The following is a 13,237-nucleotide window of genomic DNA, read 5'->3' as shown; positions in this document are numbered from 1 at the left end:
TGGAAAGATGGAATTCATGCTATTTATTGTATTGTTCGGTACAGCTTTTTTAAATTTTAATTTCCTTTTTTATACACATGCGGATTTTCTTTTAATTTAATTGATTGTAAAATGCTTGTATTGAATAATTTATAACAAGTTTCCATATCTGTTAAATTTAAATTGGTGAATAAATTTGACAGAAATGTTAAAAATTTATTTCCTATGGTATGCCAAAAAAACAAAACTCTGTGTGCATTACCACCCATAAATCTTGAGCCATAAACAACATCGGCAAAGCCATCAAGAACAGGTTGTAAAAGCACTATATATTCTTGAGGATTATATTCTAAATCTGCATCTTGAATAATTGTGTATTCTCCTGTAGCATTCGCAATTCCTGTATGAAGTGCAGCTCCTTTTCCTTGATTTTTTTCGTGATTTAGAAGTTGTATTTTAAATTCAAGATTTTCAAGTATGTATTTTTCAATTGTAGATTTTGTTGCATCAGTTGAACAATCGTTTACAATAATAATTTCTTTTTCAATTTCTTGTGGAAGGGTTATTTGTTTGATTTTATCTAATATCAAATGAACTGTTTTTTCTTCATTAAATACAGGTATGATTATAGATAATTTCTTCATTTTATTTTATAAGTTTTGTAATATATTTGTCGGAATAAAGCAAAAATATGATTTCAAAATTAAAATATGAATATTTATTATCTATAATTGCAATTTCTTGGATTATATTTTTTTCATATACTATTCAGTTAACTCCATATTTTTCTGTTTATGGTGATGATGGTAGTTATCTTTATTCAGCAAAATCACTTTATTATGATTTTAAAGTAGATAGTTCAAGACCATTATTGATTTCTGCTATTCATGGTTTGCCATTTTTATTTGGTTTTTCAATTTTAAACGTTATTAAATGGGGTTTTTTTCTTAATTTTTGCTCATGGATTTTTACAGTCCTTTTATTATTTAAAATCATTTCAAAAAAAATAAATAGAAAAGTTGCTTTTGTTTTTTCCTTATTTTTTGTCTTTTGTATTGGAAATTTAGCTATTGCTTTTAATTTTTTATCTGAATCAATTTTTATTTTTTTAATACTAATTTCAATATATCTATTACTACAATTTTATGATTCTGGGAGATATTATTATATCACATTATCAATAGCATTTTTAGCATTAAATTCTTTAATAAAACCTATTTCTATTGGATTAGTTGTTGTTTTATTAATTTTTTATATTAGAAATATTAAGTTAATATTTATTAATAAGTACTCATGGGTAATTTTATTTTCCTTTTTTTTAGTTTTTTTTCAAATGAATTCTTTAAAGAAAAGTCATGGTGATTATACTTTGAGTTACATAGGTTCAATTACTTATTACAATTATCTTGGGACAAAAGCTAATTGCTATAAAAAAAATATCGAATTCAATCCAGGCACTAATGAAAGAGCAAAAAGTATAAGACAAAAGTCAAGCCATGAGATAAAAAAAATTGCTGAAGAAGATTTAAAGAATCAAATTATTAACAATAAATTTAATCTTTTAAAAGCTTATTTATTTTGTATTTATTCCAATTCTACTAAAGGAAGTTACATTGTTAGTCAAACTAAAAATAAAAAGGAAACAATGTATTTTGATTTATTTTATTATTCTTTCAAAGCTATCTCTAAACTTCAAAATATACTCTTTACATTTCTTGCCGTCGTGTTGTCTTTTTATTATTTGATAAAAGTTAGAAAAGAAAAATATTTCACTGTAATTTCAGTATTTATCTTATATATTTTCTTTATTTCGGCAATGTCATGCCTTCAATGCGATAGGTTTCACATTGCTTTTTTTCCATTACTTTTAATTTTAATTACCAAATTTATTTCAGATAAAACTAAACGCTTCTCTGAACCACTTCAAAAATAGCACCATTTTCACATTTTAATGTTTTAGATGGGAATTTCATCAATAAAGCATAATCATGTGTAGCCATTATTACTGTTTTACCATTGGCATTGATGGTTTTTAATACTTCTAGAACTTCGGCACTTGTTTGTGGATCAAGATTTCCTGTAGGTTCATCAGCAAGAATAAATTCGGGATCATTAAGCAACGCTCTTGCAATAGCTACACGTTGTTGTTCTCCACCAGAAAGTTGGTGTGGCATTTGATTGGCAAATCCTTTCATGCCTACTTTGTCTAAGACTTCATCAATTTTATTTTGCATCTCTGTTTCATCCGTCCATCCTGTCGCTTTTAACACAAAAAGCATGTTGGCAGCAACTGTTCTGTCGGGTAATAATTGAAAATCCTGAAATACAATACCAATTTTTCGTCTCAAGTATGGAATTTCTTTCTCTTGTAAAGTTGCCAAATCAAACTCTACAATATGGCCTTCGCCTTCTGTTAAAGGTAAGTCACCATACAAAGTTTTCATAAAACTACTTTTTCCCGAACCTGTTTTACCAATGATATAAATGAATTCACCGTGATTTACATCAAGATTTACTTGCGATAAAATCACCTTGTTTTCTTGATAAATTGTAACGTTTTTTAAAGAAAGTACCAATTGAGACATGAGAAAATTTGTTTATTGTGTAAAAGTACTAAGATAACGTAGGTTTTCAAAATAAATTTTCTATTAGTTTGATTTTTCACCAAAACATGCAACCCAAAACTCGAAACGCGCAACTTTTATAATTGTTAAGAAAAATGTTTATAATAAAACCAAACCTTCTCTCGTTATACCATAGTAGAATGATAATTTTGAATGATTATAAAAAACACAATGCAATGCGTAAAATAAAAGCTTTTATACAATTTAATTTATTGGTTGCTTCCGCTACAGTTTCGGCTCAGCAATCGGCAATTTATACCAGTCAACTTTCACAATTTGACAGAGCAACCGAATTATATACAGATAAACAATATCTAGCAGCCCAAATCCTGTTCGAAAAAGTGCAACAAACCAATAAAGAACAAGAAGTACAAGCCGATTGTGCCTACTATATTGCCAATTGTGCTATTCGCTTAAACCAATCTGGTGCCGATAAATTAATGGAAAATTTTGTAGCAGATTATCCAACTTCTACCAAACAAAATCAAGCATTTATGGGTGTAGCAGCCTATTATTTTGAAAACGGAAATTATCCGCAAGCGCTCCAATATTTTGACAAGGTTGATGAAAGTGCATTGACGTATGATGAATTGGACAATTTTAATTTTCAAAAAGGCTATTCCTATTTTACTGCACAAAATAAAAAACAAGCTACAGTATATTTTAATAAAGTTCAAAATTCTAAAGAATATGGTTCGCAAGCCAAATATTATCTTGGATTTATGAATTATGAAGATGATAATTATGTAGAAGCCAACAAGCAATTTGAACAAATATCGGACGTAGAAAAATACAAAGAAAAGCTGTCTTATTTTCAGGCGGACATGAATTTCAAATTAGGGAATTTTCAAAAAGCCATCGATTTAGGTAAAGTTGCAATGGCAAAATCATCTGCAATTGAAAAATCAGAATTGAATAAAATTATCGGTGAAAGTTACTTCAATTTAAAAAAATATGACGACGCATTGCCATATTTGAAAGCCTACAACGGTAAAAAAGGAAAATGGAGCAATACCGATTTCTATCAATTAGGATATACCTATTATCAGCAAAAAGATTATGAAAATGCTATTTCACAATTCAATAAAATTATTGATGGTAAAGACTTTGTAGCTCAAAATGCTTATTATCATTTGGGTGAAAGTTATATGAAAACCGATAAAAAGCAACAAGCATTAAACGCTTTTAAAATTGCTTCTGAAATGGATTTTGATAAGAAAATTCAAGAAGATGCCAATTTAAATTATGCCAAATTGAGTTATGAAATTGGAAATTCATACCAATCTGTTCCCGATGTTTTGTCTGCTTTTATAGCAAAATATCCAACATCTCCAAGCAAAAATGAAATCGAAAGTTTGTTGATTAATTCTTATATCACTTCTAAAAATTACAAAGAAGCATTAACCTTATTAGAAAAAAATAAAAATCCAGAAAACAGATTAGCTTACCAAAAAGTTACATTTTATAGAGGTTTAGAATTATATACTGACGGAAATTATCAAGAAGCACAAAAAATGTTTCTTAAATCGATTAAGGAACAAAAAGACGCAAGATTCTCTGCAAGAGCAACTTTTTGGAAAGCAGAAACCGAATTTACTTTGGACAATTTTAATGAAGCATTGCTAAGTTTTAAGCAATTTGAAGGAATGTCGGAAGCTAAAAATACACCTGAATTTAAAAACATCAATTACAATATCGCTTATTGTTATTTTAAACAAAAAGAATACGATCAAGCAGGAAATTATTTTCAAAGTTTTATTGATGTTGCCAAAGACGATAAAATTCGCTTGAATGATTCTTATTTGAGATTGGGTGACAGTCGTTTTGTTACTTCCAAATATTGGCCAGCAATGGATGCTTACAATAAAGCTATAGAATTGAAAAGTGTTGATGCTGATTACGCCGCATTTCAAAAAGCAATTTCTTATGGATTTGTAAGTAAAAACGATAAAAAAATTGAAGATTTCAATAAGTTTTTGCAAACATTTAAATCGTCGCAATATCGTGATGATGCTTTGTTTGAACTAGGAAATACTTATGTTGCCGACAATAAAACAGATTTAGCAATTAAAACCTACGATCAATTGTTGAGTGAATTTAAAAATGGTTCTTATGCTGCAAAAGCGGTTTTGCGTCAGGGATTAATTTATTACAATGCCAACAAAGACGATCAAGCGATTGCTAAATTTAAAAAAGTAGCTGCAGATTATCCAAGAACGCCAGAAGCTTTGGAAGCAGTTTCAACAGCAAGATTAATTTATGTAGATAACGGAAAAGTAGATGAATATGCAACTTGGGTAAGAACGTTAGATTTTGTAGAAGTTTCTGATACAGAATTAGATAATGACACTTATGAAGCAGCAGAAAAACAATATTTACAAAATAACACAAAACAAGCAATAGCAACTTTAAGCAGTTATGTGGCGAAGTTTCCAAAAGGAATTCATGCATTGAAAGCCAATTTCTACTTAGCGCAATCGTATTATGCGGACGGATTGGAAGCTAATTCTGTAGCCAATTATGAATATGTTATTGCTCAATCTAAAAGTGAATATACCGAGCAATCATTAGCGCGTTTGTGTGAAATTTATTTGAAAAAAGACGATTTTACCAAAGCAATTCCAGTTTTAAAACGTTTAGAAACAGAAGCAGATTTTCCTCAGAATGTGACTTTTGCGCAAGCCAATTTAATGCGTGCTTATTATGCTCAAAAGGACTATCCAAATTCGGTGGTTTATGCTGACAAAGTATTGGCAAATCCAAAAACTGATAATAAAGTAAAAAGTGATGCGCAAATTATCGTTGCACGTTCTGCAATAAAAGCCAATGACGAAGCAAAAGCAAGAACAGCTTACGCCAATTTATTAAAAATAGCCAAAGGAGAATTAGCAGCCGAAGCACTTTATTATGATGCTTATTTCAAAAATAAAGACGGCAAGTTTGAAGATTCTAATAAAGTAGTTCAGAAGTTGGCTAAAGATTATTCGGGTTACAAATATTTTGCTGCTAAAGGTTTGGTAGTGATGGCTAAAAACTATTATGGAATGAAAGATAGTTTCCAGGCGACATCTATTTTAGATAGCGTTATCGATAATTTCAGTGATTTCGCAGATGTTGTTCAAGAAGCAAAAACACAATTAGAAACTATAAAATCGGAAGAAAGTAAAACGAATTCGTCAATTGTGAAATAGATTACTAGATAATAGATGAATAGATAATAGATGAATAGATAATAGATGAATAACTATGAGTGACTTTAAAAGACATAATTTTAAAAAACTAAAAATTTGGCAAATGTCAATGGAATTGGCTAAAATAATCTTTGAATTAACATCAAATTTTCCAAGTTCTGAAAAGTATGGATTAACAAGTCAGATGAACAGATGCTCAGTTTCCATGCCGTCAAATATTGCCGAAGGATCGAGTAGAACAAATAAATCGTTTAGTCATTTTTTAGATATTGCATTAGGTTCATCCTTTGAACTTCAAACACAATTATTAGCCAATGGTTACAATTTTATTTCTGATGATAGTACCAATAATATTGAACTTAAATTAGAAGAATTTCAAAAAGCAACAATGTCATTTCAAAATACTTTAAATTAAAATATAATGAATTTTATAAAAAATATATCTCAATTCACAACATTCGAAAGTCCATTATCTATTCGTCTATTATCTATTTGTCTCATTTTAGGAACTCAAATTACTTTTGCTCAAAAGAAAGATGGCGACATAGGAACCGAAGTTGTAAATGTTGTAAAACCATATACGCCAACAATTTCTGATGCCTTTAAAGTAAAAGAAACACCATCATTAGAAGACGATGATACTTCTAAAAAAGAGAATATTCTTTATAATATTTTCTCTTTTCCTGTGGCATCAACTTTTACGCCATCCAAAGGTAAAGCTGCTGGTGTTGATAAAGAAAAACAAGAAAAATTATTTAGTAATTATGCCACTTTAGCTGCTGGAAATTACGGGAATATTAATGCCGAATTGTTTGTAACGCAAACATTAGAAAGTGGCGATTATGTTGGCGCAATGCTTCGCCATCTTTCGTCTCAAGGCGGAATAAAAGATGTAGAGCTAGACGACAATTTCTCAAATACTGGACTTGATTTAACTTACGGAAGCCGATCTAAAAACCTTTCTTGGAATGCCGATTTGGGTTACCAACGTCAACTATATAATTGGTATGGATTGAACCCAATTTTGTATGAAAGTCTGATTCCTGCTGATAAAGATGTATTTTTAAATAGCATAAATCCAAAACAAACTTACCAAAACATTTCGCTTGGCGGAAGATTGACTTTGGGCGAAAGTGTTTTTAAAGAAGCCACTATAAAATTCAATCGTTTTTCGGATGCGTTTTCTTCGGGTGAAAATCGTTTGGTTGCAAAACCATCGTTGGCATTCGATTTTATGGATGAAAAAATCAAAGCCGACTTTGTATTTGATTACGTCAACGGAAAATTTTCTAAAGATTATTTTAACGGACCAGAAATAAAATACGGATTTACAAATGTAGGAGTGAAGCCAAGTTTTCAAATCAATAAAGAAGATTTATCGGTAAATTTTGGAGCAGGTTTTTTCTATAGTATGGCAACAGAATCTGGAAAAAATAAATTTTTTATTTATCCTAACATCACAGCATCTTACAAAGTTGTTGGTGATTTAATGATTGCTTATGCTGGAGCAGAAGGCGGATTGAAACAAAATTCTTATCAAGAGTTTGCACAAGAAAATTTCTTTGTTTCACCAACTTTAGCCATTGCACCAACCGATCAACGCTATGATATTTATGTTGGATTAAAAGGTAAATTAGCCAATACTATTGGTTATAACATTCGTGGCTCGTACATGAATGAAGGTTCTAAAGCATTATTTTTAAGAAATACATTCTCTTATTATAACACAAATAAAGAAGGATATGCCAATGGAAATTCGTTTGACGTAGTTTATGACGATGTAAAAACAGTGAGTTTCTTTGGAGAATTGAAAGCCGATTTTTCTAAAAATGTATCTTTCGGAATTAGCGGAACTTTTAGCAGTTACACTACCGATACTCAAGCAGAAGCATGGAATTTACCATCATTAAAAATTAGTTCTAATTTAGACTTTAATATTACATCTAAATGGTATGCAGGATTAAATGTGTTCTTTGTTGGAGAGCGCAAGGACATAACATTTGTTCCAACTGCATTAGCCATTTTTCCACCAACATTTGCAACAGAAACAACAACATTAGACAGTTATTTTGACTTAAACGCGCATGTAGGTTTTAAATACAGCGATCGTTTAACGTTCTTCCTAAAAGGTAATAATTTAGCCAATCAAAACTATCAAAAATGGGTAAATTATCCAGTGCAAGGCGTTCAAGGATTGGTTGGAGCAAATTATAAATTTGATTTTTAGACATTTTCAATACTTATATACTAGTTAGACTTTTTAGATGTATCATTCTAAAAAGTCTTTTTAGTTAAATTTAAAACTTCAAAAAATCCAATAATCTAAAAATCTAAAATGTCAAATTTAAAAAGCCAAATATTACAACGCTACAACGAACTTCTACAAGACAGAATCGATGTTTTTCGCGACATGATTTCTGCTTTGACAGAAGATGCACAAAACGATGCCAAAGGTTCGGCTGGCGATAAGCACGAAACAGCTTTGTCAATGATGCATATCGAGCAAGAAAAACTCAATCACAAACTGAAAGAAATTTTAAGTCAAAAAGTTATTATTGATAAAATTGATGCCAATTCAAATCATACTAGAATTGCACTTGGAAGTTTAGTTCAAGCCAATGGTATGTTACTTTTTATAAGCGCAGCTTTACCAAAAATCACTGTTGATGACAAAACCATAATTGCCGTTTCTCCTCAATCTCCACTTGGAAGTAAATTAATGGGAAATGAAGTTGGATTTTCGTTTGAGATTAATGCATCTAAGTATGTAATTCAATCCATCCAATAAAGAAAATTTTAGTTCTAAATAACATTCTATAACCCAAAGCCATAAATCTAAACCATTATACTTACAAATAAATCTTTTATTTCTATTTTTGGTTATAAATTATAACTAATTGTTGTTTTTTAGTTTTGATATTAGAAGTAATACCGCAAATTTGCTTCATCAAACGAATAACATTAAAGAATAAGATTATGTGCGGAATTTTAGCAATTATAGGAAAAGGAAAAGACGAACAATTAGTAAAACAACTTTCTAAAAGAATGTCACATCGTGGTCCAGACGAAAGTGATACCCATATAACCGAAAACGGACATATATTAAGTCATGAGCGTTTATCAATTATCGATTTACATTCGGGCAGACAACCTATTCAAGGAACTTCTTCTGCATGGATGATTCACAACGGAGAAATCTACAACCACCAAGAATTGAGAGAAGGAATTTTAAAAGATCATACTTTTAGAACAAAATCCGACTCTGAAGTAATTGTGCATCTTTACGAAAAATTCGGTAACGATTTTGTTGATATGTTAGACGGTGATTTTGCTTTTGTAGTAATCAATGGTGACAACTATATTGCTGGTCGTGATCCGCTAGGAGTGAAGCCATTATATTACGGAATGGATGAAAGAGGAAGGGTTTATTTTGCTTCCGAAATGAAACCAATTGCCGATCAATGTAAAACATTTTCAACTTTTCCTCCAGGACATTACTATACAGCAGAAACTGGATTTGTAAAATACTACAAACCAGAATACGAAGATTATACAAAATGTGATAAAGAACTAGATTTAGTTGCTATAAGAGAAGCTTTAACAGAAGCAACTCGCAAACGATTAATGAGCGATGTGCCCATTGGAGTATTACTTTCAGGCGGATTAGATTCGTCATTAACATCTTCAATTGCAGCGCGTTTATTGAAAGAAAAAGGAAAAGAGTTACATTCATTTTCAATTGGTCTTGATGCCGATGCACCAGACGCAAAAGCCGCTCGAAAAGTAGCCGAATTTTTAGGCACAAAACACCACGAAGTTCACTTTACTATCGAGCAAGGAATCGAAATTCTAGATAGATTAATCTGGCATCTTGAAACCTATGATGTAACCTCTGTAAGAGCAAGCACACCAATGTATTTCTTGTCTAAAGCAATTACAGATATGGGAATAAAAGTAGTGCTTTCTGGCGAAGGAGCAGACGAAATTTTTGGTGGCTATTTGTACTTTAGAAATGCACCATCAACAGAAGATTTTACCAAAGAAACTATCGAGAGAGTTCAAAAGTTATTTACTGCCGATTTACTTCGTGCCGACAAATCAACAATGGCTCACGGACTAGAAGCTAGAGTTCCGTTTTTAGACAAAGCGTTTTTAGATGTTTCTATGCTAATAAAAGGCGAAGAAAAGCAACCAAAAACCTACGACGGAAAAGAAAAATATATCCTTAGAAAAGCATTTGACACACCAGACAATCCCTACCTTCCAGACGAAGTTTTGTGGCGTCAAAAAGAACAATTTTCAGACGGAGTTGGGTACAACTGGATCGATCAATTAATAGAATATTGTGCGGCACAAGTAACAGATGAGCAACTAGAAAAAGCAGCAATTACTTTTCCTTACAACGCTCCAACAACCAAAGAAGCCTATTTTTATAGAACTATTTTCCATAAATATTATCCACAAGTAAGCGCGGCACAAACCGTTAGAAAATGGATACCAAAATGGCAAGAAAATCAAGATCCATCAGGAAGAGCAAATGCAGCACACGTGCAAGCCGATACCGAAATTGCAAAGTCAACCATTACAGCATAGTCGAGAGATTATATATTGAAGTTTAGTTTGTTTGTTTAAAAACGTTCATCAGCAATGGTGAGCGTTTTTTGTTACATCAAGTTTTTTTTAAGGAGCTATTTCCAGCTTTCCACTCTATCTTTTTTTATTGCTTGGCAAGAAAAATGCCAAACAATAAAAAAAGGATGCCGTTGCAATCTGGGCTAAGCTTATCGGTAATGAAAATTTCAAAATTTAATTTTGGTAAAATCTGTAAGCTACTTTTTTATCTTCCTGCACAAATTGTCTAATTTCTTAAATATGTTTTTCCCAAAAAAAGAATATAGCATTTGTATAAATAGACGTTAGAATAATCAAGGCAGCATTTTTTTTGTTTTAAACGCAATAAAAATTATTAAGAGTAAAATGTTGATAACTTACCATTCAAAACCGCTTAAAACACTTTAAAATCATCTTTACTTTTATATATTTGCGTGTTAGACAAAATTCATACTTACGATACAATTTAATATGAGCGACGAGATTAAAAAAAATAGTTATTCAGCCGATAGTATTCAAGCATTAGAAGGAATGGAGCACGTAAGAATGCGACCATCAATGTACATTGGCGATACAGGCGTTAGAGGTTTACACCATTTAGTTTATGAAGTAGTTGATAACTCAATCGATGAGGCATTAGCAGGACATTGTGATACTATTGCAGTATTTATAAACGAAGATAATTCAGTTTCTGTAGAAGACAACGGACGTGGAATTCCAGTGGATATGCACAAAAAAGAAGGCGTTTCTGCACTAGAAGTAGTAATGACCAAAATTGGTGCTGGAGGAAAATTCGACAAAGATTCATATAAAGTTTCTGGAGGACTTCACGGTGTTGGGGTTTCTTGTGTTAATGCACTTTCTGATCATCTAAAAGCAACAGTTTTTAGAGATGGAAAAATCTATGAACAAGAATATGAAAAAGGAAAAGCAATGTATCCTGTGAAACAAGTTGGTGAAACAACTAAACGCGGAACAATGGTTACTTTTCATCCTGATAAAACCATTTTCACACAAACAATTGAATACTCTTACGATACCATTGCAGCTCGTATGCGTGAGTTGTCTTTTCTTAACAAAGGAATTACAATTACACTTACAGACAAAAGAGATGTAAATGACAAAGGAGAATTTGCTTCAGAAATTTTTCACTCAGAAGAAGGTTTAAAAGAATTTGTTCGCTTCCTAGACAAAGGTCGTGAATCAATAATTTCTCATGTTATAAGCATGGAGCACGAAAAAGGAGAAATTCCTGTAGAAGTTGCTTTAATTTACAACACCAGTTATTCAGAAAATATTTTCTCTTACGTAAATAATATCAACACACACGAAGGAGGAACGCACTTGCAAGGTTTCCGTATGGGTTTAACGCGTACTTTAAAGAAATATGCAGATGCTTCTGGATTACTAGAAAAATTAAAATTTGAAATCACTGGTGATGACTTTCGTGAGGGTTTAACAGCTATTATTTCGGTAAAAGTTCAAGAACCACAATTTGAAGGACAAACTAAAACTAAATTAGGAAATAGAGAAGTAGTTTCTCCTGTTTCTCAGGCAGTTTCTGAAATGCTAGAAAATTACCTTGAAGAAAATCCTAACGATGCCAAAATCATTGTTCAAAAAGTAATTCTTGCTGCACAAGCACGTCACGCTGCTAAAAAAGCACGTGAAATGGTACAACGTAAAACGGTACTTGGCGGTGGAGGTTTACCAGGAAAACTATCAGATTGTTCAGAACAAGATCCAGCAAAATGCGAAGTATATCTTGTCGAAGGAGATTCGGCTGGAGGAACAGCAAAGCAAGGACGCGACAGACAATTTCAAGCCATTTTGCCATTAAGAGGTAAAATCTTGAATGTTGAAAAAGCGATGCACCACAAGGTTTTTGAAAACGAAGAGATTAGAAACATCTTTACTGCACTTGGTGTAACAATCGGTACAGAAGAAGACTCTAAAGCTTTAAACCTAGAAAAATTAAGATACCATAAAGTAATTATTATGTGTGATGCCGATGTCGATGGAAGTCACATCTCAACTCTTATTCTTACATTCTTCTTTAGATTTATGAGAGAATTAATAGAAGGCGGACACGTTTATATAGCAGCACCACCATTATATTTGGTTAAAAAAGGAAACAAAAAAGAATACGCTTGGAACGATGATCAACGTGATCTAGCTAACGAAAGAATGGGTGGAAGCGCAGGAATTCAACGATATAAAGGTCTTGGAGAAATGAATGCAGAACAGTTGTGGGAAACTACAATGGATCCGTCTTTTAGAACTTTAAGAAAAGTAACAATAGATAGTCTTGCTGAAGCAGATAGAGTTTTCTCAATGCTAATGGGAGATGAAGTTCCACCAAGAAGAGAATTTATAGAGAAGAATGCGGTATATGCTAACATCGATGCATAATCGTTTTTTTAAATACATATTAATAGGGATTTGTTTGATTTTTTCAGGCAAATCCTTTTCTCAATCTCCTCAATCTATAGAACAAATTGGTCATTTTCTTGAGGATGCAATTTATTATTCAGATAAATATATAACGCCAGCTACTGATGCAGCGGTTTATCAATCTTCTTCTGCTTGGATGACATCTCCTAAAAAAAGAAAGCTTTACGATGTTACATTAAGTATTCATGGCAATGTTTTTTTTGTGCCAAATAGAGACAGAACATTCGAAATTAAAAATTCAGATTTTTCTTTTTTTACTATTCAAAATTCTAATTCAGAGCCAATTTCGTCAGCAACAGTTCCAACCACATTAGGAGGATATTCAGGTAATTATTTGGTTGGTTCTATCGAAGGAAATGAAATTAAAATTAAAGCACC

10 protein-coding genes are annotated in these 13,237 nt (G+C 31.6%); 8 read left to right on the top strand and 2 right to left on the bottom strand.

What is annotated here, in order from left to right; genetic code table 11:
* Nucleotides 1-56 precede the first annotated feature (56 nt).
* Nucleotides 57-623: a glycosyltransferase family 2 protein gene (locus ACH2CG_RS07305; RefSeq protein WP_395063693.1), complete on the bottom strand. Its 567-nt coding sequence runs from the start codon at nucleotides 621-623 to the stop codon at nucleotides 57-59.
* Nucleotides 624-670: 47 nt separating this feature from the next.
* Here ACH2CG_RS07305 and ACH2CG_RS07300 point away from each other — a divergent pair, with 47 nt between their 5' ends.
* Complete coding sequence (locus tag ACH2CG_RS07300; protein ID WP_395063692.1) at nucleotides 671-1,912, top strand: hypothetical protein; 1,242 nt, start codon at nucleotides 671-673, stop codon at nucleotides 1,910-1,912.
* On the opposite strand, the gene ACH2CG_RS07295 is transcribed toward ACH2CG_RS07300, so the two are convergent.
* A complete protein-coding gene (locus tag ACH2CG_RS07295) occupies nucleotides 1,881-2,564 on the bottom strand; it encodes a cell division ATP-binding protein FtsE (RefSeq protein WP_395063690.1) in 684 nt (227 codons plus the stop codon). The two genes, ACH2CG_RS07300 and ACH2CG_RS07295, sit on opposite strands and share 32 nt — an antisense overlap.
* Nucleotides 2,565-2,779: 215 nt before the next feature.
* Here ACH2CG_RS07295 and ACH2CG_RS07290 point away from each other — a divergent pair, with 215 nt between their 5' ends.
* From ACH2CG_RS07290 to ACH2CG_RS07260, 7 genes are all read left to right on the top strand, one after another.
* Nucleotides 2,780-5,794 carry a tetratricopeptide repeat protein gene (locus ACH2CG_RS07290; RefSeq protein ID WP_395063695.1) on the top strand — a complete coding sequence of 1,005 codons (3,015 nt, stop codon included), beginning with the start codon at nucleotides 2,780-2,782 and terminating at the stop codon, nucleotides 5,792-5,794.
* A 55-nt stretch (nucleotides 5,795-5,849) separates the two neighbouring features.
* Nucleotides 5,850-6,209, top strand: coding sequence for a four helix bundle protein (locus ACH2CG_RS07285; protein ID WP_395063688.1), 360 nt, complete (start codon nucleotides 5,850-5,852; stop codon nucleotides 6,207-6,209).
* A 6-nt stretch (nucleotides 6,210-6,215) separates the two neighbouring features.
* The gene (locus ACH2CG_RS07280) at nucleotides 6,216-8,021 is read left to right on the top strand and encodes a TonB-dependent receptor (RefSeq protein ID WP_395063686.1); all 1,806 of its coding nucleotides are present in this window, start codon (nucleotides 6,216-6,218) and stop codon (nucleotides 8,019-8,021) included.
* A gap of 108 nt (nucleotides 8,022-8,129) precedes the next feature.
* The gene (locus ACH2CG_RS07275; RefSeq protein ID WP_395063684.1) at nucleotides 8,130-8,582 is read left to right on the top strand and encodes a hypothetical protein; all 453 of its coding nucleotides are present in this window, start codon (nucleotides 8,130-8,132) and stop codon (nucleotides 8,580-8,582) included.
* A 188-nt stretch (nucleotides 8,583-8,770) separates the two neighbouring features.
* Nucleotides 8,771-10,387, top strand: coding sequence for an asparagine synthase B (gene asnB, locus ACH2CG_RS07270; RefSeq protein WP_395063682.1), 1,617 nt, complete (start codon nucleotides 8,771-8,773; stop codon nucleotides 10,385-10,387).
* Nucleotides 10,388-10,876: 489 nt separating this feature from the next.
* A complete protein-coding gene (gyrB, locus tag ACH2CG_RS07265; RefSeq protein ID WP_395063680.1) occupies nucleotides 10,877-12,817 on the top strand; it encodes a DNA topoisomerase (ATP-hydrolyzing) subunit B in 1,941 nt (646 codons plus the stop codon).
* A gap of 34 nt (nucleotides 12,818-12,851) precedes the next feature.
* On the top strand, nucleotides 12,852-13,237 hold a 386-nt coding region (locus ACH2CG_RS07260), incomplete at its 3' end, for a DUF6588 family protein (protein ID WP_395063678.1).

It is taken from the genome of Flavobacterium sp. (assembly GCF_043778725.1).
In the GTDB taxonomy this organism is placed as follows: domain Bacteria; phylum Bacteroidota; class Bacteroidia; order Flavobacteriales; family Flavobacteriaceae; genus Flavobacterium.
Note: the sequence above shows the minus strand (reverse complement) of the source record. Positions and strands in the feature narration are given on the sequence as shown.